At 36.0% G+C, this 26,162-nt stretch carries 26 protein-coding genes; 22 read left to right on the top strand and 4 right to left on the bottom strand.

Annotated elements, in window-relative coordinates:
* Nucleotides 1-58 precede the first annotated feature (58 nt).
* A complete protein-coding gene (locus H9655_RS18315) occupies nucleotides 59-904 on the top strand; it encodes a manganese catalase family protein (RefSeq protein ID WP_191816697.1) in 846 nt (281 codons plus the stop codon).
* A gap of 202 nt (nucleotides 905-1,106) precedes the next feature.
* On the opposite strand, the gene H9655_RS18310 is transcribed toward H9655_RS18315, so the two are convergent.
* On the bottom strand, nucleotides 1,107-1,964 hold the full coding sequence (locus H9655_RS18310; protein WP_191816696.1) for a manganese catalase family protein: 858 nt from the start codon (nucleotides 1,962-1,964) through the stop codon (nucleotides 1,107-1,109).
* A gap of 416 nt (nucleotides 1,965-2,380) precedes the next feature.
* Between H9655_RS18310 and H9655_RS18305 the strand changes: the two genes are divergently transcribed.
* Nucleotides 2,381-2,512 (top strand): anti-repressor SinI family protein, encoded by a 132-nt coding sequence (locus H9655_RS18305; protein WP_191816695.1) that lies wholly within the window; start codon nucleotides 2,381-2,383, stop codon nucleotides 2,510-2,512.
* Between the two features lie 16 nt (nucleotides 2,513-2,528).
* Here H9655_RS18305 and H9655_RS18300 read toward each other — a convergent pair whose 3' ends face one another.
* Both H9655_RS18300 and H9655_RS18295 read right to left on the bottom strand, forming a co-directional pair.
* Nucleotides 2,529-3,644, bottom strand: coding sequence for a response regulator (locus tag H9655_RS18300; RefSeq protein ID WP_191816694.1), 1,116 nt, complete (start codon nucleotides 3,642-3,644; stop codon nucleotides 2,529-2,531).
* 166 nt (nucleotides 3,645-3,810) lie between these two features.
* Entirely contained in the window at nucleotides 3,811-6,894 is a 3,084-nt protein-coding gene (locus H9655_RS18295; protein WP_191816693.1) for a sensor histidine kinase, read from the bottom strand.
* Between the two features lie 440 nt (nucleotides 6,895-7,334).
* Between H9655_RS18295 and H9655_RS18290 the strand changes: the two genes are divergently transcribed.
* The 7 genes from H9655_RS18290 (at nucleotide 7,335) to H9655_RS18260 (ending at nucleotide 11,463) form a co-directional block, all read left to right on the top strand.
* Nucleotides 7,335-8,618, top strand: a complete 1,284-nt coding sequence (locus tag H9655_RS18290) for an acyl-CoA thioester hydrolase/BAAT C-terminal domain-containing protein (protein ID WP_191816692.1) — start codon at nucleotides 7,335-7,337, stop codon at nucleotides 8,616-8,618.
* 316 nt (nucleotides 8,619-8,934) lie between these two features.
* A complete protein-coding gene (locus H9655_RS18285; protein ID WP_191816691.1) occupies nucleotides 8,935-9,408 on the top strand; it encodes a DUF2975 domain-containing protein in 474 nt (157 codons plus the stop codon).
* A gap of 9 nt (nucleotides 9,409-9,417) precedes the next feature.
* Nucleotides 9,418-9,645 carry a helix-turn-helix domain-containing protein gene (locus H9655_RS18280; RefSeq protein ID WP_191816690.1) on the top strand — a complete coding sequence of 76 codons (228 nt, stop codon included), beginning with the start codon at nucleotides 9,418-9,420 and terminating at the stop codon, nucleotides 9,643-9,645.
* 121 nt (nucleotides 9,646-9,766) lie between these two features.
* Nucleotides 9,767-9,979, top strand: coding sequence for a helix-turn-helix transcriptional regulator (locus tag H9655_RS18275; RefSeq protein WP_191816689.1), 213 nt, complete (start codon nucleotides 9,767-9,769; stop codon nucleotides 9,977-9,979).
* A gap of 1 nt (nucleotide 9,980) precedes the next feature.
* Complete coding sequence (locus H9655_RS18270; RefSeq protein ID WP_191816688.1) at nucleotides 9,981-10,355, top strand: permease; 375 nt, start codon at nucleotides 9,981-9,983, stop codon at nucleotides 10,353-10,355.
* A 20-nt stretch (nucleotides 10,356-10,375) separates the two neighbouring features.
* The gene (locus H9655_RS18265; RefSeq protein WP_191816687.1) at nucleotides 10,376-10,552 is read left to right on the top strand and encodes a DUF3976 domain-containing protein; all 177 of its coding nucleotides are present in this window, start codon (nucleotides 10,376-10,378) and stop codon (nucleotides 10,550-10,552) included.
* Nucleotides 10,553-10,614: 62 nt separating this feature from the next.
* Nucleotides 10,615-11,463, top strand: coding sequence for a GNAT family N-acetyltransferase (locus H9655_RS18260; RefSeq protein ID WP_191816686.1), 849 nt, complete (start codon nucleotides 10,615-10,617; stop codon nucleotides 11,461-11,463).
* Nucleotides 11,464-11,476: 13 nt separating this feature from the next.
* Here H9655_RS18260 and H9655_RS22780 read toward each other — a convergent pair whose 3' ends face one another.
* Nucleotides 11,477-11,602: a hypothetical protein gene (locus tag H9655_RS22780; protein ID WP_263600764.1), complete on the bottom strand. Its 126-nt coding sequence runs from the start codon at nucleotides 11,600-11,602 to the stop codon at nucleotides 11,477-11,479.
* A 619-nt stretch (nucleotides 11,603-12,221) separates the two neighbouring features.
* Here H9655_RS22780 and H9655_RS18255 point away from each other — a divergent pair.
* The 13 genes from H9655_RS18255 to H9655_RS18195 all read left to right on the top strand — a co-directional run bounded on the left by H9655_RS18255 (nucleotide 12,222) and on the right by H9655_RS18195 (nucleotide 26,031).
* Nucleotides 12,222-13,868 carry an ABC transporter substrate-binding protein gene (locus H9655_RS18255; RefSeq protein WP_225230743.1) on the top strand — a complete coding sequence of 549 codons (1,647 nt, stop codon included), beginning with the start codon at nucleotides 12,222-12,224 and terminating at the stop codon, nucleotides 13,866-13,868.
* Nucleotides 13,869-13,883: 15 nt separating this feature from the next.
* Nucleotides 13,884-14,897: an ABC transporter permease gene (locus H9655_RS18250; RefSeq protein ID WP_191816684.1), complete on the top strand. Its 1,014-nt coding sequence runs from the start codon at nucleotides 13,884-13,886 to the stop codon at nucleotides 14,895-14,897.
* The gene (locus tag H9655_RS18245; protein ID WP_225230742.1) at nucleotides 14,890-16,578 is read left to right on the top strand and encodes a dipeptide/oligopeptide/nickel ABC transporter permease/ATP-binding protein; all 1,689 of its coding nucleotides are present in this window, start codon (nucleotides 14,890-14,892) and stop codon (nucleotides 16,576-16,578) included. The genes H9655_RS18250 and H9655_RS18245 overlap by 8 nt, the downstream gene beginning before the upstream one ends.
* Nucleotides 16,575-17,369: an ABC transporter ATP-binding protein gene (locus H9655_RS18240; RefSeq protein ID WP_191816683.1), complete on the top strand. Its 795-nt coding sequence runs from the start codon at nucleotides 16,575-16,577 to the stop codon at nucleotides 17,367-17,369. The genes H9655_RS18245 and H9655_RS18240 overlap by 4 nt, the downstream gene beginning before the upstream one ends.
* A gap of 3 nt (nucleotides 17,370-17,372) precedes the next feature.
* Nucleotides 17,373-18,008 carry a phosphate starvation-inducible protein PhoH gene (locus H9655_RS18235; RefSeq protein ID WP_191816682.1) on the top strand — a complete coding sequence of 212 codons (636 nt, stop codon included), beginning with the start codon at nucleotides 17,373-17,375 and terminating at the stop codon, nucleotides 18,006-18,008.
* On the top strand, nucleotides 18,005-18,613 hold the full coding sequence (locus H9655_RS18230; RefSeq protein WP_191816681.1) for a hypothetical protein: 609 nt from the start codon (nucleotides 18,005-18,007) through the stop codon (nucleotides 18,611-18,613). Before H9655_RS18235 ends, H9655_RS18230 begins: the two co-directional genes overlap by 4 nt.
* Nucleotides 18,614-18,615: 2 nt before the next feature.
* Nucleotides 18,616-19,263, top strand: a complete 648-nt coding sequence (locus tag H9655_RS18225) for a cell division ATP-binding protein FtsE (protein WP_191816680.1) — start codon at nucleotides 18,616-18,618, stop codon at nucleotides 19,261-19,263.
* Nucleotides 19,253-20,128 carry a cell division protein FtsX gene (locus H9655_RS18220; RefSeq protein WP_191816679.1) on the top strand — a complete coding sequence of 292 codons (876 nt, stop codon included), beginning with the start codon at nucleotides 19,253-19,255 and terminating at the stop codon, nucleotides 20,126-20,128. Before H9655_RS18225 ends, H9655_RS18220 begins: the two co-directional genes overlap by 11 nt.
* The gene (locus tag H9655_RS18215; RefSeq protein ID WP_191816678.1) at nucleotides 20,118-21,071 is read left to right on the top strand and encodes a hypothetical protein; all 954 of its coding nucleotides are present in this window, start codon (nucleotides 20,118-20,120) and stop codon (nucleotides 21,069-21,071) included. The genes H9655_RS18220 and H9655_RS18215 overlap by 11 nt, the downstream gene beginning before the upstream one ends.
* A 13-nt stretch (nucleotides 21,072-21,084) precedes the next feature.
* Nucleotides 21,085-21,948, top strand: a complete 864-nt coding sequence (locus tag H9655_RS18210; protein WP_191816677.1) for a hypothetical protein — start codon at nucleotides 21,085-21,087, stop codon at nucleotides 21,946-21,948.
* 402 nt (nucleotides 21,949-22,350) lie between these two features.
* A complete protein-coding gene (locus tag H9655_RS18205) occupies nucleotides 22,351-23,451 on the top strand; it encodes a GerAB/ArcD/ProY family transporter (RefSeq protein ID WP_191816676.1) in 1,101 nt (366 codons plus the stop codon).
* Nucleotides 23,429-24,871, top strand: coding sequence for a spore germination protein (locus tag H9655_RS18200; RefSeq protein ID WP_191816675.1), 1,443 nt, complete (start codon nucleotides 23,429-23,431; stop codon nucleotides 24,869-24,871). The genes H9655_RS18205 and H9655_RS18200 overlap by 23 nt, the downstream gene beginning before the upstream one ends.
* Nucleotides 24,868-26,031, top strand: a complete 1,164-nt coding sequence (locus H9655_RS18195; RefSeq protein ID WP_191816674.1) for a Ger(x)C family spore germination protein — start codon at nucleotides 24,868-24,870, stop codon at nucleotides 26,029-26,031. The genes H9655_RS18200 and H9655_RS18195 overlap by 4 nt, the downstream gene beginning before the upstream one ends.
* Nucleotides 26,032-26,162 lie beyond the last annotated feature (131 nt).

The following is a 26,162-nucleotide window of genomic DNA, read 5'->3' as shown; positions in this document are numbered from 1 at the left end:
TTCTTCGGGAAAAGAAAGAATGTTCGTAATTCAAAATTGTACCTAGGAGGAATTAAACATGTTTCGTCATCAAAAAGAGTTACAATTTGAAGTAAAAGTAGATCGTCCAGACCCTATGCTTGCTAGACAAATTCAAGAAGTATTAGGCGGCCAGTTTGGAGAAATGACTGTCATGATGCAATATCTTTTCCAAGGTTTTAATTGCCGCGGGGAAGAAAAGTATAAAGATATGCTAATGGATATTGGCACAGAAGAAATTGGCCACGTAGAAATGTTATGTTCGCTTATTAGCCAATTACTAGATGGCGCTTCACCAGAAGATCAAGCGGAGGCAGCTAAAGATCCTACATTAGCAGCAATTATGGGGGGGATAAACCCTCAGCATTTAATAGTAAGCGGGACAGGAGCTCTACCAACGAATTCTGTTGGTACACCTTGGAATAGCGGATATATTGTTGCCAGTGGTAATCTATTAGCAGATATGCGTGCAAACTTACACGCGGAAAGTCAAGGTAGGTTACAAGTTACAAGGTTATACCACATGACCAAGGATGAAGGTGTCCGTGCAACATTTAGAAAGATGATTGCTAGAGATCGTTATCACCAATATCAATGGATGGCAGCAATTGAAGAGTTAGAACAGAAAAATGGTGTTGTCGTTCCCTCATCATTCCCTCATGAAGCAGAAGAAGAATCTCAAGTAGAAGCCTATAGATTCTGGAATCTCTCAGAAGGAACCGCCTCTGCTGAAGGACAATGGGCTACAGGAAGTGCGCAAGATGGAAGTGGAGACTTCGAATATGTAGCTGAGCCAACAGCACGAGGAAATATTCCATACCATAAAAAACCTTCAGACTCCTTACATCATGATTTAAATAATAACAAAGTTAAATCATCTTTCTAAGTCTTAACAAAATATTTTACTACTATCAAAAGCCAAGATGTTATAAGCATCTTGGCTTTTTCACGTATTTATCCTTACTTTATTAAGGTATATGAGCTGACTATTTCCCTGATTATAGCTTAGTTCTCGGTGGTGATTAGTGTCTTCATAGAGGCGGTGAATAGCAATTACAGTGCTAAGATGAAAAGAGCCTATATAGGCCCTAATTATCTAAATCGTATAATCCTGGTGCATGTTCATTTGGCATCTCAGGCATTTGCGGTACAGGAAAACCTTTTGGTGGTTCGGTTACAGAAAGCTCTCCACCATTTCTACTAGGTGTGGTTCCAGTGAAAACTTCACCAATTAATGTGTCATCTAAACGGAAATTAAATTGCGCATTATGGAATCCCATGTCAACATATTTTCTACATTCTGGATATTTATTTAAGTCGTAATTAGGTACAGGAAGTATTTTACCCCAATCGACTCCTAATGTTTCAAGTGCTTTTGCGAATGCATTTTGATGGGCATTATCTCTTACTATGAGAAAAGCGATCGTTTCTCTTAAAGTTTTATTACTACTCATTTCGTAAATTCTTGATTTTTGGAGTACCCCTGTAGACTCTAGAGAAACATTATTAATTAAGTTTGCGATTAAGTTGCCGTGATCATAAACCCATGAACCATTCCAAGGATTTCCACCAGCGTCAACAGGTAACGACGCTTTAGCGCCCATAATGTAATGATGTGGATTTGCCCCATTTTGAATCACATCATCTAAGGGAGCCCCATCAGTTGCTTGATTACCGGGATTCATTCCACCGGAACCATTTAGAAGCTGATTTATTGTTGATTGGACTAGTTCTACATGACTTAGTTCTTCTAAAAAAATACCTCTAATCAAATCGCGATATTTTTTAGCTTTTCCTCGAAAGTTGGCACTTTGAAATGAGAATTGCATTAACGTACGCATTTCCCCAAATTGCCCACCAAGTGCTTCTTGAAGGACTTTGGCTGCGTGTGGATCGGGTTTATCAGGAACAATCATATTAATTAAATCTTCTTTGTAAAAATACATGCTATATTCCTCCATTCTTGTATTGAAACTAAGTGAAGCTGCTACATTATTCACAGATGTATTTTGCGTGATTAGGAGGATATATATTCATTATTTTGGAAAGCGGTATTTATTGTGTTTCAACATGAGATTATAAATAGAGGCAAAAATGCATCAATAGTAAATCAACTTTGACTAAATTGGGGAGATGAGACCGTAGAGAATATTTGCATAGATTGACTCTATTTCTAATTTTGGTTTCGATTATTTTGAAATATATAAAATGAGTTGAAAGAAGAAGTGAAAAGACCTGCAAATGAAGGTGCTTCTCACTTCTTCTTTTATCTCCCATTTTTTTAATTTAAGAGAGTTTTAAGAGAAATATTATATAAAGTAAATAAACAAAATTAATTATTAAGGAGTAGGTGAACGGTACAATGGATATGTATAAGGATGACAACCAATTAGATACAGAATGGATTAGTCTCATTTTAAAAGCAAAAGAGCTTGGTTTATCTATTGAAGAAGTAAAGGCATTTTTAAATGCGGCAAAGAGTGAAGCTAAGTAACCGTTCGACCTTCCTTTTATTTCATAAGATCTTGGTATAACTTTATTAAAGATGGATCAGGTTCTATATTTAATTCAGCAGAGAGTAAGGCCTTATAATTTTTAAATAAATTTATCGCTTCACTACGATTCCCTTTTTTAATGAAAAGGTTCATTGTTTGTTGAATATTTTTATCTATAAACGGGTTTAATTTCCGTTGTAAGTCTAAGTAAAACAAGGCCTTATCTGTATTGCTAATATAATAATACTCAATAATACTTTCTAACAAGTACATTGTCATGTTAAGTTTTTCTTGTGCGATGTCATTTGCCCATTCGTAATAATTCCATTGCATGTATGAACCGATATATTGACTTATTGCTTCTTCTGCACTACTAATTGACTTTCTATCATTCTTAATGAAGCTATATATAGCTTCATTAAATATTTTTAAATCTGAATGGATATCCGGAATGGATAAGATATAGCTCTGATTTGCAAACTTAATACAATTAGTATAACCAAGAGAGTTTAACATTTTTCTTAAGTATGTTAAACATGTATGAAGGTTTATTTTTGCTTTTTTGCTATCCTGATTTGGCCATAAGTTTTCAATTAAATAATCTCGATTGACGTATGTATCCATATAAGTAAAGAGAAGTGCGAATAATTCCTTTACTTTAGCTGTTTTAAATTGGAGTGGCTCGTTATTTAGAAAAACGTTAAACTCGCCGAAGCATTGAATATAAAGGGGTATTTTGTCTTTGGGCGCTTCATAGTTTCTACTTTTTTTAATTTTTTCTATTAATCTGTCAACAGTCGTTTTTAATCTTTTATGCATAACAGGTTTCAATAAATAGTCAATCGAATTGATTTCAAATGCTTTGACAGCATGCTGGGCGTGGGCTGTAACAAAAACAATATATATGGATGCATCAATTGTTAAAATAGTTTCAGCTAAATCTAAACCGTTGCCTTCAGTTAACTCGATGTCTAAAAAAGCAACATCTATTTTTTCTTGTTTTATATCTTCTAGAATATTTGTTGGTTGTGAATATGCTTTTACAATTTCGATTTCCGGAAATGCTTGCAATTGTTTTGTTAATAAATCAAGAGAAAGCTTCTCGTCATCTACTAAAATTGCTTTAATCATCTGTCGACTCCTTTGGAGAATTATTGGTGATATTATACAATTAATAAAAAATAGGGATAACTATGATGCTTTCAACTAAGTGAAACTTTCATTCTACCGAGTGAATCTTAGAATCATTGGTTTATAAAGATTGTTCAAATGAAGTAGTGCCTTCAAATCAAACGACTCATTTATTGGGAATGGAGAAGCTAACAACGGTTCCTTGTCCAGGTTCACTCTTAATCTTTAGACCTTTCCCATATAGTTGCCTTAATCGACGATCTGTATTAAGTAATCCGATGCCCTGTTCTTCAGAGTAATCATTTTTTTGATTAAAAATATCTTGAAGTTTATCTGTTGATATTCCTTGGCCATTATCAATGATAGAGATATGAGTAAAGGTATTCTGTTTTCTTATCTGGATACGAATCGTCCCTCCACTTGTTTTCTGTAGAATTCCATGTTTCACAGCGTTCTCCACAAGTGTTTGGATGGAGAGGGGCGGTACATGTATATCAACATGTTCATCTATTTCCCAAATAACAGTTAAACGATTGCTAAACCTTTCATTTTCAATATAAATATATGAATGAACAAGGGAAAGCTCATAATCAAGTGGAACAGTAGGTTCAGTATTTTTAAAGTCAAAGCTTAAACGTAAATAATTGCTAAACTCCTCAAGTAGAAGTTGCATTCGAGGTGTATCGATCATACTAAGGGCTGCAATTGAGTTTAAAGTATTAAAGATAAAATGAGGTTGAATTTGGGATTGTAACCAAGCTCCCTCCATACGTAACCGTTCTTCAAAAGTTAATTTTAATTCAGATAAACCCCTAACTCTTGCTTTTAACTCCCAACTATCAACTGGTTTTGTTACATAATCATTAGCTCCTGATTGTAATCCTGTCAAGATATCTTCAGACCGAGTTCTAGCAGTTAGTAAAAGTACAGGAAGTTCAATTAGGCTAAAGCGCTTTCTAATAATCTTGGTAAGTTCATAACCAGACATTTGCGGCATCATAACATCTGAGATGACAAGATCATAGGATTCAATTTCAAGTTTAGCTACTGCCTGAAAACCGTTTGATACCGTTGTTATTTCATAACCATCATTTTTTAAAACACTTTGTAGAACATACAAATTAATGGGATCATCGTCGACAGCTAGTATCTTCATTCTTTTATTCAGATGAACATTTTCTAAATCATAAAATGAATCTGAATGAGCTTGTTCGATCGTTGCAGCAGCTTTACTAATCATCTGTTTATCTATCTTTGACGGAGAAGTGTTTTCTGCTTCAACACACTCATTTAGTATCGGAAGCGTAAATGTGAAAATAGAGCCTTTTTCTGAAGTTGATTTTAAGGATAAAACGCCATTGTGCAATTCAACTAACTCCTTACAAATACTCAGCCCAATACCTATTCCATTACTATCCGTTCTATTATTCTCACTTGCTTGTTCAAAAGGCTTAAAAATTCTTTGTATATCGTCAGTATTCATTCCTACTCCGGTATCCTCAACTTCAATATGAGCCATTCCATTTATACTTGTAGCACGGATTATAATTGTACCTTCATCGGTGAATTTCAACGCGTTATGTAATAGATTAAACAAAATTTGAATGAGTCTATTCTCATCGGCTAGGACTGGAGGGAATGTGTTTGATATATCGTTTATAAATTTAACCGGTTTTTTATCTCCCAGTAATTTCAACATATCAATGACCCCTACTGTTACGACAGGCAAATGAACTTTGTTAATATTCAGTTGAATTGTTTTTTGTTTCAAACGAGTGACATCAAGTAAATCATTCAATAGTAGGGACATCCTCTTACTTATATCTATTGTGATACTTAAATGTTTTTTGTGCTCGTTATGAGGTGGTTTTGCTTTATCCTCTAGAATTGTTTGAACCATATTCGTAATTGCATGTAATGGGTTCCTTAATTCATGAGAAGTCTTAATTAAGAAATCATCTTTACGTTGATCTTCGAGCTGTAATTGCTCAGCCAGTTTTTTTGCATTTGATGTCGCAATAAAAAAACGTTTAAACCAAAATGCCGTAAAAGATAGTAGTGCAAAAATAAGATCAAAAGGATAATGCATCAAATCAATGGATGCATCACTCAAATTACTTGTCCATATTAAATTAACAGCGATACTTAAACAGCCTATGATAAGGAAGATGATTCCTTCTATCTCGTTTATAAACTTCCGTAGAATGTTGATAGATATAACTACAGATAATATTAGTACACTACCAAGTACAATCTGGATTAGATTAATGATGTCTTTGGATGAAGATAGTAAGACAAAACCTATATCCAAAATACAATATAGAGAAAAGTATCTTAATATTTTTTTATCTTTCGGGTTAGGAAATAGATTGTGAATAAAGGACGGGATAAAAGCAGCAATACCAATATATGATAAATAGCTGATTTTTACCTGAAGTTCATAATCGATACTAAACCATGTAAATAACAATTTATCGTCAGATGCTAATACACTAATAATCGCTGAAAATAATAATAGTGAAAAATATATCATTACTTTTTTTTGAGTGGATCCAATAAAGAATAAAATGATGCCATATATAAGATGTAAAGCTAAAACAATACAAAGCAATAATTGTAAATTGTTTGAAATGTAAACTCGGTGGTTAATGGCATCAATCGTTCCGAAACGTATAGGTTTTAAAATTCCTGCTTCTTTAAGATGACTCGATACATGTATCAGCAATTCAATTTCACTCTTATTTGTGTCAAAACGAACGGAATAAGGTATCGTATTTGCTTCATGCTGATTTTCTTTTATAGCTGGGGTTCCTGAGCCCCCTATAAGTTTTCCATTCACATAGATTGATGTTGCATCTTTGACAGAGTTTAGCCGTAATCCAAGAGTAGCAATATCACTATCATTAATCAAAATTTTTAGCCTATATGTCCCATACCGTAACTTATCTTTTTCTGCAAATGATTCATCCCAGGAACTAATGGAAGGAATGTGAAGATATTTTTTATTTTGTTTAGGAAGTGAGTTTGGTGTTATGAGAGCGTTTGGATAGAATTCCCATTCTCCATTTAACATAAATGTTTGTTTATTTGAGAAATCCCAATTCCGTAAATCTAATTCACCTTGTTTTGCCGACGGGGCCGATGGATAATCTAATTTCTCTATGAAGTTCATCCAAGACACTCGGATAATTGTAATAACTAATAGAAAAATAATAATAAAAATCCACTTTCTCTTTGTTAGTATCTTCATTTATTTCATCCTTCACCCAGAGAATTTATTTATATAAGTTTAACAATCTATAGAAAATGAGGATGTGTATTGTCATTACTCCATTTTTGCAATTTAACTAAAATATGATATATCCATATATAGAGTTTTTTTCCAATTATTATCATACAATTCTTTAATGAAGTAAATCATTATTTTGGATTTAATTGGATTAATTTAGTTGTATTATAATTTTGAAAATAAGGAAAATATCGAGTAGGAATTTCGGAAGTTATTATTTATTACTGTCATTTAAACCACAATTAGTGAATAAAGAACTTATAAGTTGTAATTAATCATCTATGAAACACTTGTGAATAAATGATAGGAGATGTAAATAAGAGTTTGGATTACACAGATTAGTAAGAGGCTATAAATTTTTTTGAAATCCTATTCTTAATAAAGTGGAGTGAGGGGATTAGATGCGACCAGTTTTGCGAATTAGTCCGATAGATTCGTATATTGATGAAGATGTAATGATAAAAGTATCGGGGTGTTTGGCCAATGCTGAAGTCTTTATAAAAGCAATAACATATGATGAAAAAGGAAAAATGTTTTATTCGTATGCTAGATTTATAGCTAATAAAGAAGGCGAAATCGATGTATCTTCTCAGAAGCCAATCGAAGGAACTTATAATGAAGTGGATGGTTCTGGTTTGTTTTGGTCTATGAAACATGCTGATTCAAAATTGGATGATTATTATGAGAAAGGCAACTTGGATAAAGTGACTATCAACTTGTTGTTAATAGTAAATGACGTAGAGGTAGATTCATTAACCATATTCCGATATTTCTATAAATCTGGAGTAAAAAAAGAAGTGATCCAGATTGAAGAAGTGAATGGAACGTTATTTCAGCCTGAATCACAAGGGAAATATCCTGCGGTTATTCTATTAAGTGGTTCCGATGGTGGATCGAAGGAACATGCAGCTGCTTTATTAGCTTCTAAAGGTTATATAACATTTGCCTTGTCTTATTTTGGAGGAGTAGGTGTACCGAAGGACCTAGAAAATATCCCATTAGAGTACTTTCAAAAAGCAACTATTTGGTTGCAAGAACACCCTTTTGTGAATGGAAAGGTAAGTTTAATTGGTTATTCGAGAGGCGGTGAACTTGCCCTACTCTTGGGAGCTACTTTTGATTACTACAAATCAATCATTGCATGTGCACCTAGTGCTTATATAACAGCGGGTATGAAAAATGGGATCTTTGCGCCAATACCCTCATGGACAATGGATAAACAACCATTACCATATTTAAGGTTTAAATATCGATTTTCCACCATGTTCACTTTACTTAAAAACTGGATATTAAAACAACCAATTTCTTATCTTTCGATTTGGGATAACACGTTAAATGACGAGGAGGGGATTAGGGAATCAAGAATTCCCGTTGAAAAGATAAAAGCCCCTGTAATGTTCATTTCAGGGGAAGATGATCAACTATGGCCATCAGCAAAATATGTAAAACTGATGGAAGAGAAGTTAAAAGACGCTGAAAACAACTCTAGTCAAAATCGTTATTTGTATTATAAGGATGCAGGTCACTTTATCTCTTTTCCGTATAGCTTCGTCAACCTTCCGTCCAATGTATTAATGAATGTTGGGGGAGGAGTGACAATGACTTTTGGTGGTACAAAAGCAACGAATGCAGCAGCGGCGAAGGATTCTTGGAGTAAAATACTAGAATTTCTCAATGAGCCTTAAGACATTAATACGAAATACTATCCTTAACGCTAATACCCATTATAATTGGTTACCTTACAATACGATAAGGTGCATGAGTATAAAAGGAACAAGCTTTAACAAGCCTTACTGCATCCTATTTGTAGTAAGGCTCTTATCTTTGTAATTTACATTTAAATAACTCTCTATACATTAAATACTTTTGGTAAGATAATTGGCTATTCATGTTTAGCTATTTCATATATCTTAAACACAGGACGGTAAGGAATAAATATTTATTGTTTTTCAATAAATAATGAGGTAAGATAGGCATAATTATAATTTGTGAGGTGTGTTTATGAGACAAGGGAAAGTTCTCTTTTTAAAAGTGGTGATTGTGATTCTTGGCTTGATTGTGTTAGGGATTTGCATCGGCTTGCCGTTTTTAGCAAAAGAAACAGCAGAGCTGAATCCAGCCTATGCTTATTTAAAATATCCCGTATTATTTGGGATGTACCTATCGGCCATTCCGTTCTATTTTACTTTGTATCAAGGGTATAAGCTGTTAAGATATATTAGTGTAAATGAAAGTTTTTCAGAGCATTCCGTAGCTGCACTAAGAGCGATTAAATATTCCTGTGCCAGTATTAGTGGAATCTATTTAATTGGTATGATCTTTTTATTCACGCAAGATGCCATTCATCCAGGAGTGACATTGGTGGGATTTGTTATTATATTTGTAACAACGGTTCTCTCGATTTTTTCCGCAGTCCTTCAAGAACTTTTATATAATGTATTAAAAATAAAGTCAGAAAATGATTTGACCATCTGAGGTGAGAATGTGGCGATTATCGTTAATATCGATGTAATGTTAGCAAAAAGAAAAATGAGTGTAACGGAATTATCAGAACGAGTAGGCATCACGATGGCGAATTTGTCCATTCTTAAAAATAGTAAAGCCAAAGCAGTAAGGTTCTCCACGTTAGAAGCAATCTGCAAAGCATTAGATTGCCAGCCTGGTGACCTACTTGAATATCAAGAAGATGAACAGACCGATTCTGCTACATAACAAAACCACCACAAGCGACTTTTCATAAGGAGAGTCGTTTTTTTTGAATAAAGAATATGTAAAGTGAACTTGACGTAAAGGTACCTTTACTATAAAATGGATATAATTAGGAGTGGTACATATGGAGAATCGTTTAATGCACTATAGAAAAGAGTTTGGTTATTCACAAGATCGGTTAGCTACCACTTTAGGCGTTTCAAGGCAAACCATTATTTCAATAGAAAAGGGAAAATATAACCCTTCTTTACCACTCGCCTTTGAAATTGCTCATTTATTTCAAGCAAAGATAGAAGATATTTTTATATATGAAAAGCCATTGAAAGGAGAGGGGTAAAGTGGATGGATCGAGAAGGATATTCATTGTTATTGGATCTTTTCATCTCATCATCTCGCTATTTTTACTGACTGTATCGATTTTAGCAACAGAACTGACGATGACTTTTTTGATGCCACTTGCCATAGCAATAATGTGCTACTGTTTAGGTTATTTGTATCCAGAATGGAAGCAAAAGGATGAACGAATGCGATTAATTCGGACGAAGGGTTTATCAGCTTCTTTTATCGCTCTTTTGATATATTATTTTGTTTTTAGCGGATTATTGCATTTCAGTTTCATCAGTATAACAGCACTGCAATTGTTAAACTTTCTTGCTCCTCTGATGATTATCACCGTTTTTTTAAGCTTTGTTATTTTTGCGAAAATCTATTAATCAATGAAAGTGGTGAAACGATGAATGCCTTTTTCCCATTTGTTGTCTTTATGATTGCTTTCCTTTCAATCGCAATTTTAGTCAGAAAAGATAAAGACGAGCAAAAAATATTAACGAAGAGGGGCTGGGTGAAACTAGGTTTATCATTAGCTGTTGTTTTTGTTCTTGTTGCTTCCTTTGTGGTTTTGTCTAATTAGCGGTAGAATCACTCGGAATACGGCAATATATCTTATAAAAAAAGAATGGGAGACCAGATTATATGATACCGCAAAAGTTAACTCATCAAGATATAGATGGCATCATCCGATTATCGCAATCAGTTGGCTGGGATTATGATCAAGCTGAAGTAACGACTATTTTAAATTCAGGTAAGGTTTTCGGCCATAAAAATAAGGCTGGTGAGGTAGTGGCGTCTGCAGCAATCATGCCATACGGGGAGAGGGTTGCTTCGATTGGTATGGTAATTGTTCATGAGAATTATCGAGGAAAGGGGTTAGCAATGACCTTAATGAAGGAATGTATTGGCCAAGTAGATGAGCAAACAATCATTCAACTAATCGCAACTGCCTATGGCCAGCCGCTTTATGAAAAAATCGGCTTCCAAATGGCAGGGGCAGTAAAGAAATTGATTGCGCCAACTCATTTTTTAAATGATCATACGCTTATATTTTCGCCACAAGTGGTGCCATATCAGCAGGAAAAGGATTTTCAAGAAGTCATTGCCCTAGATGAGCGAGCCTTTGGTGCTAATCGAACGCAGTTTCTTTCAGAGCGAATCAAGCAAAGTAAAGATTGCCTAGTCCTTAAAAATAAGGAAGGAAAGATAACCGGGTACGGTCTTTCAATCTTTGGTCCAGTTTATACTATTCTTGGCCCAATCGTTGCACCAGATACCCAGTCAGCATTTCAAATCATCAGTCAGCTTAAGAAAAGAGAAGGAAAGGGCGTAAGGATAGATATTCTAGCACGACAAGGCGAGTTGCAGGAATTGTTAGTAGCAGCCGGTTTTGAGTTGATCAATGAGCCACCAATGATGATGTTACATTCAAATTCGATACCATCAAGAACAAATCAACTATTTGCCATTGCCTCGCAGGCTTTTGGATAAAAAAATAATCTAGTTATTCTTTCTTTTCCTTTAATAACGCAATTATTTCTGCTTGCAATTCATTCGATTTAGCTAATTTACGTTCTATCGCAAATAAAGTAGCCATGATAAAGATGAATCCTATTACAGCAATGAACATACGTGTGCTCCTTTTTTACACCTATTTTATAATGGGACAAGTGTAGATATATAGTGCATAAGGTAGGATTTGTTCACCTTGGCTATCTTTCGTCATAAATTTCGTAAATTGACTATACTGGTTCATGTATATCCCTCCTATTCGTCTCACACTCCATATAGTTCGGCCTACATAAAACAAAACCCTTGAAAAGATTGAGTATATTTGTATTTATCTTTAGCTATTCCTGAGATCTATTATGGGTAAAAAAAACGTAGCTAATTGTAGATTCTTTCAGGACACTAATCTAACATCACTTTTCATCCATAAACAGTGGACAATCAACCATCGCTTCTATATATAAACCCTTCTTAAATAACTTCAATAAGGACTCCTTCTCTAAAAAAGAGTTTTAACAATATTTTGAATAATAACCAAAAAATTATAATGATAAAATTCCCAATTGAGAAACGGCTGAGAATATTTTTCTTAAACAAAGTCAATAAAACTCTATATTTAAAAGGTTGATTGAATATTATCCCACTTAAATGATATTGATAATCTTTCTCAACTATGATAATCTACTTATTGAAAAATGATATTAATATATTTTATATAAAAGAGAGGGGAAATGGAGAGGATGTTTAAGAAAGTATTAGGTCTTATTAGTCTTGCTGTACTAATGATTATCGCTGGATGTAGCTCTAGTGAGTCATCATCTGAAGGAAAGGCTAGTAGCGAGAATAAAAATAATGTAGAAGTAGAGGAATTGAGAATTGGGGTGCCAAGTGATGTTGGCCCATTGAATATTTATACAGGAAACATGGATTGGTTAACAGATCTTGTATACGATAAATTATTTTCTCCATCCCCTTATGTAGATGAACCACAACCTTGGTTAGCTGAATCAGCAGAGCAGCTAGATGATACAACATGGCATGTGAAAATTCGTTCGGGTATTAAGTGGCATGATGGCGAAGACTTTACGGCTGAAGATGTGAAGTTTACATATGAATACTACCGTGATGGACCACCAAACCGTCATACGCACCATGTAAGTGAAGTACCAAAAGTTGATACCATTGAGATTTTAGAAGATGGGGAAACATTAGAATTCAAATGCGCTTATGCTTGTCCTTCAATGGCAACTATCACATTTGCCGATTTACCCATCTTACCAAAACATATTTGGGAAAATGTTGAGAATCCACGCAAACATACGGATTTAGCAATTGGAACAGGTCCATTCAAATTAACAGCATATGAACCAGATCAATATTATCAATTTGAAGCAAATACTGATTATTTTATGGGTGCACCGACTGTGAACAAGTTGAGTATGCCGATTATTAAAGATTCAACAGCGATGTTCAATGCGTTGACATCTGGTGAGATTGATACAACGACAAGAACTGTACCAGCTGAATTACAAGAAACTTTACAAAAAACTGACTCTATGAAGTTGGCAAGCACATCCCCGTTATCAATCGTACAATTTGGATTGAATTATGAGATGAAACCATTTAACTCAGAGGAGTTTCGTCAAGCAATCTCTCTTGGAATTGATCGTGAGAGTATCGTAAGTACAGTACTTTTAGGACAAGGAAGAGCGGGTGAAAAAGGATATCCGCATCCAGATTCACCATGGACAAATCCAGAATTATCAACACCATTTAATATTGAAGAAGCTAACAATATGTTAGATGACCTTGGATATGAAGATAGCAATCATGATGGTTATCGTGAAACACCAGAAGGAAAAGAATTAAAACTTGATATTAGTGTTTCTTCTGCAGAGCCATTATATATCCGGACAGCAGAAATGTTACAAACTCAAATGAAAGAAATCGGCATTCAGTTCGAAGTGAAAACAATGGATCCAGCAACTTATACAGCAGCTGTATCTGAAGATGACTTTGAATCTTATGTAAGTTTAATTGGCCCTCATGGTGTAGCTGACCCGGATCAGTTCATTATGTCCCATCGATCTTCTTATCTTTGGACGAAAGATCTACCTTATCCAGAAATGGACGAGTTAGTATCGAACTGGATGAATGCGACTACAATCGAAGAACGTAAAGCAATCTCTTTTGATATGCAAACACTGTATAATGAGCAACCAACTGCGATAGCCCTTTATTATCCAGAAGAAATCTATGCGTATAACGCAGATGTATATGATCAATATGTTGAATCTTTAGGCTTTGGTATTATTAATAAATTCAGCTTTTTACCAGAAGAAGCACGTGAAGTTTCATCCACTACACCAGTGCAATTAGTAGAGTAAGGAAGTTAGATAATAATGAAGCATTTGGCGAAGGTGAAAAACAAAATAGGTCAATATATATTAGTGATATTTGTTACTTTAACGATTAATTTTGCCTTGCCACGTCTTGCTCCGGGTGACCCGTTATTATATTTCTTTGGTGAAACAACAATCAATGAATTAACAGCAGAACAAAAACAAGAGGCCCTACATTCATTGGGCCTCGGTGGGTCTTTATGGGAGCAATATTGGACGTACTTAAAAGGCGTTTTCACTTTAGATTTTGGCACTTCAATTAAATATGGTGTGGCAGTAACTGAAGTGTTAGCAGAACGAATCCCTTGGACATTATTGTTAGTAGGGACGGCTTTAATTCTTAGTCTTGTAATTGGTGTAAGTGCGGGTGCATATTCGGCATGGAACCGAGGAAAGAAACGTGATTTAACCATATTAACAGGGATGCTGACATTGGAATCTATTCCTGGCTTTTGGATTGGGATGATGTTTCTATCCATATTCGCTGTCCAGCTTGGTTGGTTTCCTACTTTCGGTGCGGTCTCAATGGTACAGGATGGTACAACTTGGGGCTACATTAAGGATGTCGTTAGCCATGCCATATTACCAGTGCTGACGATTACTTTAGCTACAGTCGGCTCTAATTATTTGCTCACTCGCTCTAGTATGTTGGAATCATTGGGACAAGATTATATGACAGTGGCTGAAGCAAAAGGTATTAAGAAACGAGCACTTGTATTTAAGCATGCTTTAAGAAATGCTTTATTACCAATTTACACCCATTTCACATTAAGTGTGGGAACATTACTTGGTGGAGCGGTCGTCATTGAAACGGTCTATTCATACCCAGGAATTGGTCGCTTGTTGTATGAAAGCGTAACGGCTAGAGATTTCCCTATGCTACAAGGTGTCTTTTTACTTGTGACAATGGGAGTCATATTGGCCAATTTAATTGCTGATTTAACGTATCCATTATTTGATCCGCGTGTTCGCAATAGGAAAGAAGAGAAAGGGGAGGAGATCACTCATGCGTAAAACAACAAAGTGGATTGGTCTAACGGGTTTAGTTTTATTCTCAGCTATGTTGATATTTGCCATTTTTGGACCCATGATGATTCCATACGATGCCTATAAAGCATCAGGACCTCCTTTTCAATCACCTAATCTTGAACATCTATTAGGTACAAATGATATGGGGCAAGATCTATTGGCAGAGTTGGCTGTAGGCGCTAGGACTTCACTTTTTATTGGTATTGCCTCAGCTATTCTAGCCGTTTTTATCGGTGGTTTAATAGGTGTGTTAGCTGGATATATAGGCGGTAGATTTGAAACAGTAGTATTAAGAATAATAGATATCGTTCTTACCTTACCTTTCCTGCCATTAATGATTGTTGTGGCAGTTTATATGGGAGCAGGGATTTTTACATTAGTGTTTGTTATTACATTAGTTATGTGGGCAGGTAAAGCGAGACAAATTCGCGCACAAACCCTTTCTATCAAACATACTGGCCCTGTTTTAGCAGCAAAAACAATGGGTGCAAGCCACTTTTATATTTTTTATAAACATATAATACCTGGCGTGGTACCGATCTTTATCCCTCAGTTCGTAACAGGAGTGAATGCAGCCATTTTAATGGAATCCTCTTTAAGCTTTTTAGGAATGGGTGACCCGTTAACAAAGAGTTGGGGAAGTATTTTATTTTATGCGAATAGCCGAAGTGCTTTCTTAACAGAAGCTTGGATGTGGTGGATTATTCCTCCAGGCGTATGTATCGTGATTGTCGTTTTAGCCTTTTCATTGATGGGCTACTATCTAGAAGAAAGATTCAATCCACGTTTAGGCGATTATTCTGTAAGAGAAAAAAGGAAGAAACAACTTGTCAAAACAAAAGAACATCATTCATCAAAAGGTGTTCTGCTGTCTGTTGAGAGTCTCACAGTTGCATACCCAAAATCAGGTGATTATCGCTCTGTTGTTGATGATATAAGTTTCGCGGTGAAAAATGGTGAAGTGCTAGGGATTGTTGGCGAATCAGGAAGTGGCAAGTCAACCATTGCTACAGCGATTATTCAACAATTAAAGAGACCGGCGAAAGAGTCAGGTGAGATTTACTTTGAAGGGAACCTCGTACAGCATTTTGATGATGAAGGACTTAGGCAAATGCGCGGGAAGGAAATTGGCTATATTGCACAAGCGGCCATGAATGCATTAAATCCTGTTATCCGTATTGATAAGCAGTTGCAAGAAGCCATCAGGGCACATTATCAATTAAGTGCCAAAGTAATGGATGAGCGAGTTGTTGAAGTATTACAAAAGGTAGGTTTAGATGAGAAATGGCGCTTCGCCTATCCGCATGAATTATCTGGTGGAATGAAGCAAAGGGTAATCATTGCGATGGCTTTAATTAATAAGCCCAAACTAGTTATTGCAGATGAACCAACAACAGGACTTGATGCCATTGTCCAGGTAGAGATTGTGCAATTATTACGGAAACTACAAAAAGAGTTAGGTATTTCAATGATTTATATCTCCCACGACCTTCCTTCCGTTTTGAGTGTGACTGATCGACTTATGATTATGAAGGAAGGGCGAAAGGTAGATGAAGGACCATCTGTTGAGTTATCTAAGTTATCGACAAACCCTTATACAAGAGTGCTAATCGATAGTATACCAACGCTATATCCGAAGAAAGAAACAGTGGAGGTGAGCCGATGAGTGCGGATTTATTACGCATTAATTCATTGAAAAAATCATTCTATCGCTCACCTTCCTTGCAGACGAAAGTATTATCCGATGTATCTTTTTCCATGAAGGAAGGGGAAATTGTCGGTTTAATCGGTGCAAGCGGGGCAGGCAAGAGTACGATTGGTCGCATAATAAGTGGCTTAGAAACAGCAGATAGTGGAGAAATCCTTTTTGTTGGTAATGAGCTAACTAAAATGAAGGCGAAAGTACGCCGTCAATTAGCGAAAGATATTCAAATGGTCTTTCAAGATCCTTATGAGGCATTGTCGAGCCGGATGAAGATTCATGAGATTGTTGCAGAGCCCCTTCATATTTTACAAATTGAAAAGGGCAATCTTGAGCAAAGAACCCAATTGGTGAAAGAGGCACTTCGGAGTGTAAATCTCGAACCAGACTATTATATGAACCGTTATCCACATGAATTATCTGGTGGGGAAAGACAAAGAGTGGGATTAGCAAGAGCATTTGTGTGTAAACCGAAACTGATATTAGCTGACGAGCCAACCTCTATGCTAGATACATCTTTACGTCTGGATTTAATTCGGCTAATGAAAAAGATGAACGAACAAGAAGGTACATCCTATTTATTTATTACACATGATATTGCGTTAACACGTGACTTTTGCGATCGATTGATTGTTTTAAAAAATGGAGAAATCGTTGAAACTGGGGAAACATTAGATGTCATTATGAATCCGGTACATCCTTATACGAAAACTTTAATAGAAGCATTATTCATATTAGAAAATCATGGAGGTTAAAAAATGACTATTCAATTTATCTCATTAAACGCGGGTGGTGTTTTTGCTCAAACTCGTTTAGAAAATCAAGATTCAACTGGCTTTACACATGTAGATATTTACGAGTTACCATATACTGACTTAACTCCTTATGCCTGTTTAGTTATTGGGGGTATGTGCGATCAGGACTTTCTGTTTGAACATAAGGAAATAATTTCATCATTTTTAGATGAAGGCAAAATCGTCGTATTCTCTGGCAATCTAGTTACAGATTGGTTACCAGGCGGCCGCCCGTTTGTGCCGAAGGAGATTAAGAGTTTTCAAGATTATGCAGTAAAAATTGAATCAAATCACCCGATTTTTGAAGGAGTACTAGAGGATGATATGACGTTTAATAAAGGAGTAGCTGGATTTTTTGCTCGTGGTCATCATCCGTTACCAGAAGGGGCAGAGGTGCTTCTTACATTAGATGGAAAAGAACCGATTACATATATCGATCGCCAAAGTACAAACGGGACGATTCTTGTTCATGTGGGCTTTGACTTATTCGGTTATATGGGAAGTAATGATCTAGAGAAAACAACGTCACGCATTTCCCCACAATTAAAACAATGGGTAGAAGAGGAATATAGTAAAACAATTCAGGGGGTACAATCATGAGAAAGATTGCTGTTGTTTATGGAGGAAGTTCACAGCACCACCGCACATACAAAACGTCTGAGTTCGCTAAACATTTCCATCAATTAATTCCTATTAGAGAGTTAGCGGAGGCATCTTTTGAAGATATCGATGTTTTGCTCATTCCATCACAAACGCATTTAGGACTCTTAAAGGAAAACGTCGAAAAAATTCATGCTTATGCAGATAATGGTGGGATTGTTGTGACGTTTGGTCCGCAAGGCTTTGATTGGTTACCTAAACATGATTGGGAGTTCCGCATTACGAATTTTTGGTGGTGGTTAGAGAAAGATGCGAAAAGCGGTCTCGTATTAACAGGAGAAAACCATGATTTATTCCAAAATTATTTAACCTTATCTGATGCAACATGGCATCAACACGGTGTATACTGGCCACCCGAAGGTAGTGAAGTATTAGTAGCGACAGAAGATGGTGGAGCGGTGTTTTATATTGATAAAGTAAGTTCAAAAGGAACTTGGATTAATACGACGCTCGATCCTGATTTTCATTACGGTTCTTATTTTATGCCGGCAACAGAAAGATTTTTACGCGGATTTCTTCCTTGGCTTGAGGAAGGTAAGATTTAATCGTGATTGTATTAAATCGTGTATCAAAGAGTTACGGAGACAGAAAGGTTTTACAGGACGTCCAATTTCAGCTTGAATCGAATGAGTTCGCATTTTTAAAAGGAAAATCTGGGTCTGGAAAGAGCACGTTAATTAAATTACTTTACAGAGAAATAGAGAGAGATAGCGGAGACATTCTGATTGATGGGCAAGAGATTGGACAAATGAAGAAATATGAATTACGTAGAAAAATGGGTGTAGTCTTCCAATCCTTTGAACTATTAGAGCGAAAGACAGTGTTAGAAAATGTCATGCTTGCAGGAAAGGTGTTAGGAAAAAAACAAACGGAGATAGAGAACGAAGCGGTTCGTCTACTAACAAGAGTAGGACTGGCAGGTCATCTCCACCATTTTCCGAAGCAACTATCAGGAGGGCAACAACAACGTACAGCTGTTGTTCGTGCCTTATTGAATAAACCAAAGCTCATTCTTGCTGATGAACCAACTGGCAATCTTGACAGAGAAACTTCTCTCGAAATATTAACCTTGTTAAAAGAGCTACACGAAGAAGAAGGTGTAGCTATGTTGGTCATCACTCACTCTGAACAACTGATTCAACAAATGAATGAGAAGTCATGGGTGATTGAGGGAGGAAAGGTTTATGAGCTTTGAGTCACTGCGCTATATATGGGACGATGTCCAATCTGGACTGAAGCGAAATAAAGGTGCATCGCTTGCATCTATTATTCTTATCTTTGTAGCTGTCACTTTAATCGGTTGTCTGCTTTTAATGAGGCTCGCCCTTGAAGATACTATCACTTATGTGGAGTCGCAAATCTCAATGAAGGTGTACGTAGAGGAAGGGTATGATACCGAACAACTATCTTCTGTGCTTGCAGAGAATGATTTTATTCAATCTGTAGAAGTAGAATCAGGCGATGAAGTGTTAGCTGGTCTCTCACATTTTTTTGTGAATAGAGAGCATTTGTTGGATTCCTTTACGAATGGGGCGATGAATGATGCTATTAGAGTCCAAGTGACAGATGCAAGTTTAATAGAGGAAGTGGCTCGGTCTTTAGATGGTATGCAGGGCATTGAAGCAGTCATCTATCCACAAGAGATGGCTCAGACACTGTATGGGTGGATTAATAAAGTTGATACATATGGTAGTATCATTACCCTCATTCTACTAATCATTGCTTGTATGGTTGCCTACATTGCTTTTCATCTAGCATTATATCAAAGAGAAAAAGAAATTCGTGTCAAGCTATTAGTAGGAGCGAATCCTACTCATGTCAGATTACAATTTTTAATTGAAGGTTTATTACTTGGGTTAGTGGGCGGTATCATCAGCCTTTTCTCTACCTTTGCTCTATTTGAACTGGTTTTACAGCCAATTGAACAAGCTGTGCCTTTTTTAATACAGTTAGATAGCTCTAATCGGATCATCGTCTTTAGTATGCAATGTATTGTAAGTATAGTGATTGGCATTGGGGCAAGTTTTCTTGCAACAAGGAAGTTGATTCGTGATGTTTAAAAAAGTCATACTCACTATTGTGCTTGTTATGGGACTTACACTTCCTGTTTATGCTCACTTGACAGGCGCTTTTGCTGACTTTCTTGCAATTGTCTATGATGAATCAACGATTGATAAGTTAAAGGATGAGATGAAGGCAACAGAGAAGCAAATAGCTGAACTAGAGCCACAGGTGGAATCGCTAGAAACAACATTCAAGCAGGATCAAGGTATAGCAGTTGATCAGCTGCAATTATATAGTGACGTCGGTCTAGATACATGGCTCGCTATGACTAAAAGCGGAAAAGATATTGTTGATATTCAAGGGAATTACTGGCTTTTGCAACAGGAGATTCATGCGTATTTAGAGGAATTAAACACACTTTATCTGTCGTTTAAGCAACTTGAGGCAGCAAAGGATGCGCTAGAAGGTCATCAAGAGTTATTAGGAATGATTGAGAAAAACATCCAAGCTAGGGCGACATATTTAGCAGAAAATGAAGGTTTAGGATTAGAACAGATCGCTAACTATTTAGATATCGATTGGACGGCTGAAATAGAAGATCATATTATTGCCGGTATTGAGCGCGATAATAAGCGAATTAATGAAGAGTTAACTCATTGGGCAGAGGCTCAACCAGATGGTACGTATCGATTGTCAGGAGAATGGCTAAATACTGAAAGTGACTTATCCTATTATTTTCGGGCAGATCATGTGTATATGGTGTACGAGCGTCCGGAGGGACATGTTATTTTAATCGGTCAAGTCCTACAGAATAAGGATGGACAATCAGCAAGCTTAATCTTAGAAGAAGGCTTTTATAATGGATTTTTCTTACCGAAGGAGTTATTGGATGAATTGATTCCATTTACCTTATCCTATGAAACTTTGAAGAACTTAGATGGGGTGGACCAACCATATTTTACTCAAAAAAATGGTTATCTACAATTACAAACCAAATAAGGAGAGAAAAGAGATGTGGAAGAAAATCGTCAGTATCTGTGCAGTGTTATTTATACTGATAACGTCACAAGTTCATGCACATGTGATGAATGCGGATAATGCTTATAATGATTTAAATTATACAGAGGCAAAAGGTGAGATATTGTTTATTACCGCTTTAGGGATGACGAATAACCAAGACGAAACTGCCACATTCAGACCAAATGACAAATTGACGATGAAAGAATTGGCTGAGTTTCTCGCAGCATATTATCACCTTGAAGGGGAAAATACGGCCCAACAAGCAGTAGAAGATGGGAGGATTTCTTCACTTGAGGGGAACGCGACAGTTGCTGATGTAAATGAAGCTTTTTTTGCAGGTGAACTGGCAATTGAAAATGGTTCTGAAGGATTAACAAGAGAAGCATTTGCTAAATTTATTAGTGAACATGGAGGTTCGTTAATTGAAGAGGCAGGCTTTACAGAAGGACCAGTTGGTCTAGTTGAAGCTGTCGAACAAAAAGAGATAAGTGTTGATGGGAAAGATACGCACCAATATCATATCCAAATAGGTAATGAAACGATCACTCTTGCTGCTCATCCATATGTAGATGCATCATCTGTTGACCCTACTATTTGGGAAGGAATGTATGTGACAACCTCATTACTAATGGAAGACCATCACGATAATGGTGAAGAGGTGGCGCAGTTCTTATCTATATCTGAAGATCAACCTGTAGTTGAGGGAGAAACATCTTCTATTCATGAAGAGAGTAAGACAGAAGCTGCTGAGGTAGTGGTAGAAAAAGATGAACATCATGCGAATTGGTTATTTATTGGGTTAGTTGTTGTTGTCGTTCTGATTGTTGTCGGTTTGTATATGAAGAAAAGGAAATAGTTAGATTGGGAATATAATCGTAACAAGAAACGGATCAATCGTTTTCTGTTACGGTTTTTTATTTGTTTGAAGTGGGGTCAATTGAGTTATCGCTTGAAGACTTTTACATTTAAGTCAACCTATTAAGTCAAAAGCTCAAAAGCCAAGTAGCAGGTATTTGCACGTCATTCAGATTCAAAAACCACACCCTTCGGTCTCCAAGTAATTTCATTTATAAATCATTAACCTTCTATTTAGTCCCCTAATCTGCAATTTAACTCCGAATTTGTGTGAATTGACAATTAAAGACCACCCAAAAAACATGTTTCTCTCAGCTGTTTATTAATTTAGGTTTATAGGAATAAGCTAGACATTTAAACAAATAATACCAAATATATTATGGATGATTGAGAGGGTGGATAAATGAAGTTTTCTCGCCTTCAACTTGCCTTTGTCATTATTTTATTTATAGGCATATCTAATCATGTGCTCATTTTACCCCATTTGTTGGGTTTAGCTAAACGAGATGCTTGGTTCAGCGTATTAATCGCCTACGGTATTATGTTTGTTTGGATATATCTGTATAAGCTTATCTTATCTAAAAACAAAGAAGGCGAACATACCTTTATATGGTTGAAAAAGAGAGTAGGTAATTTTGTTGCCTATAGTATTATGAGTTTGTTTCTGTTGTATTTTATTGTTGCTGGTTTTGTTTCATTTTTTGATTTAATCCAATCCGTGCATATTTTTTTCCTGCCATTTACACCTATATGGATTGTTGCCTTACCCTTTATTTTTTTATGTGTGTGGGCGGCCGTTTCGGGATTCAAAACGATTATCTATACTTCGACCATTCTCTTGCCGATTGTATGGGGATTAGGTATGTTTGTCGCGATTGCAACATTAGAGGAAAAAGATTATTCCTACCTTTTGCCGTTATTTGCTGATAAAGACGCTTCTGTTATAGAAGGTGTAATCATCGTGCTAGGTGGGAGTGTAGATTTACTTATCTTTTTTATCATTCATCATTATTTTGAAAAGAAGATACCATACTGGTATTTAATATTGTTATTAACTGGTTTAACGATGCTTATTATGGGGCCCACCATTGGTTCATTAACATCATTTGGTCCAAGTATGGCTGCTAATATGCGGTTTCCCGCTTTTGAACAATGGCGGCTTGTGTCAATTGGGGATTTAATATCCCATGTGGATGCTTTAGCTGTGTTTCAATTATTAAGTGGTGTAACCATCAGAGTCTCATTGTGTTTATTTCTTATTCCGGAAATACTCCATATTCAAAAAAAGTGGTGGAAGGTTATGCTCATAACTTTAACTGCCCTTATCTTATATGCCATCTTTTCCTTACAGACAAGCGATATCCTTGTTTTCCATATCATTAAACATTACTTTTACAAGGTTGCCCTATGTTTTGGGGTGTTTATGACCATTATTTTATTGTTCGTGAGCTATCTTCCTAGCCGAAAGGGTGAAAAAGAGTATGACCGAGGAAAGTCAATATAAACAATTAGATAAACTCTTAGATACCGGAAAGCTAAACCATCGACACTTAGAAGAATTATTTAATCAAACATCAGATATCCATTTGGTTACACAACAAAATGTACTCACCTTATACGCCGATGGAATGATTAGTAGAGAACAATTTAACCGTTATGTACACGCGATTGTGACTTATTTCAATGAAGGATACCGCTCAAAAGAAATGACACTGCAATGGCCGACTTTTTTTAAAATCCATCAAACAAAGGATATGGTGAGTCATTTGTTAGTTGGTTATGTGATTTTCTATGTAAACGGTGGCAGAAATTATTTTGCCATCGATATTGCACAAATTCCACATCGCTCACCTGAAGACTCGCAAACGGAGGTTGCTTTAAAAGGGGCAAGAGACGGATTTACGGAAGAATTACATACAAATCTGGCTTTGATTAGAAAAAGAATTAAAACAGAAAAGTTAAAGAGTGAAGTCTTTCAAATTGGGAGTGAAACAGATACAAAAACTGTGCTGGTCTATTTAGAGGGAAAGGCTAAGCAAAATGTGATTGACGAGGCGAGAAAAAGACTAGCAAAAATCGATGTCGAAAGCCTTATTAGTGCGGGGCAACTTGAACAATGGTTATCAGATAAGACATTTTCACTCTTTCCTCTTATAGATTATATTACGAGGCCAGACTTTGCAGCGCAATGTTTACTTAGAGGTCGATTTGTTATCATTGTTGAAGGGTCGCCTACTGTGTTAATAGGGCCGATGAACCTATTAGGAATGATCAAATCTCCTGAAGATGTTCACTTTCCTTATTATATTGTTGCCTTTCAAAGATTACTTCGAGTAGTTTGTTTATTTATCGCTATATTCGTGCCGTCTTTTTTCCTTGCCATCACGAATATTAATATTGACCAACTACCTTATCCTTTAATTGCAACCATCGTAATTTCGCGCCATGGATTACCTTTTTCTTTACCATTAGAATCGTTTCTCATTCTCCTTCTTTTTGAATTACTAAAAGAAGCGGGCGTTCGGATGCCGACTGCTTTAGGACAAACGATTTCAATTGTAGGGGGTATTATAATTGGAGATGCGGCCATTCGAGCGGGGCTTGCTTCTCCCACATTGCTTGTTGTTTTTGCTGTGGCGGCAGTCGCCACTTTTACATTAGTAAATCAATCACTTACTGGTACTGTAACGATCCTCCGATTATATACGATGCTTTTCTCTACTTTTTTAGGGGTTTATGGATTCGCTTTAAGCTTCATCAGTATTGTTATTTATTTAACAAGACTCGAGTCATTTAAAGTGGCTTATTTAGAGCCGATCACATCTCTGAATTTTAGTAAGTTTTTGTCCGCTTTCATGGTAAATCCTTTTCACAGAAGAAAGAATGATAACTGGATTGCAAGTATAAGGAGAAAGAGCAAATGAAAAAGTTCTGCCTTTCGTTAGTATGTTTACTTCTCCTAGTGACATGTGCATCCTGTAAGTCTGACATGAAAGAGATACAGAACCTGAATTTTGCAACTGCCTTAGGTGTAGACTTTAAAGATGGGCAATACCAATTATATATACAACTAGTTGGACTTGAAGCTGTGGCAAAAACAGAAGGAGAAACAAGCCCTGCTCAAACATATATTTCTACTTCTTCTGGAAAAACATTATTAGATGCGTATTTTGAATTATATAAATCTGAACAGGAAGTCATTATATTTTCGCATATCTCTACAATTGTTGTCAGTGAAGCGATCATAGAGCGTGGGCTTGATCATGTATTGGATGAGTTGACGAGATATTATGAATACCGGTTAACTCCTTGGATATTTGCTACTAAAGATCCAATTGATAAGGTATTGTCCACATTAGGATTATTCAAGCAATCCTCTCTTGAAACCTTATTGCATCATCCGGATCGATCAAGTAAACAAAGCACAATGGTGAGACCGATCAAGCTTTATCAATTTTTTCGAGAAATATTTGAACCTGGGAAAACGACTTATTTACCTGGCATCACAATCACAGAGTCCCAATGGAAGAATAACCTAAAGAAAGAGCCTAAGTTGACGTATAGCGGCGCCTTTTTTATAAAAGATATTAACTATAAAGGTTTTTATATCTTGGATTCAATTAAAGGAATTAGGTGGGTATCCAAGGGTACAGAAAGGTCTTCGTTAAAAGTGCCAGATGGTGAAAATCAGGATACAATTATTGTAATTGATAACATTAAAACGAAGAAGAAGCTGGTAGATAGTGAGGGAGGCAACTATCATTTTGAAGTTCAACTAGACGTGAAAGCAAGTATTGGGAATAAGGTAAATGACCAGAAATATAATCAGTTACTTACAGAAACAAAGGAACACTTGACGAAAGAAATTAAAGATTTATTCCAATTAGGGTTAGAGGAAGGCGTAGACTTTCTTGATCTGGGTCATATTCTCTTTCGTAGTGATTTTGAAAGTTGGGAAAAGGACAAAGAAAATTACTTAGATAAAAGTGAGGTAGAAGTAAGTGCTGATGTAACGATTCAACATGCTAGTGCATTTAAAAACAAACGGTTTGAAGAACTTAATGAAAGAGGTAAGACAAACTAAACCGAAGTTGTTTGGCTCCCCTATAAGTAGACAGGTAATAAAGAGTTAGCTACTTATAGGAGAGTGTTTTTTTAATTTACCAATATCTATTTGTTCAAAGGGTATAGATTTTTTGTTTTAAGAACGACTTG

The sequence above is a fragment of the Cytobacillus stercorigallinarum genome, assembly GCF_014836495.1.
Lineage (GTDB): Bacteria > Bacillota > Bacilli > Bacillales > Cytobacillaceae > Cytobacillus > Cytobacillus stercorigallinarum.
The sequence above is the reverse complement of the archived record's forward strand: the minus strand, read 5'-3'. Positions and strand labels throughout refer to the sequence as shown.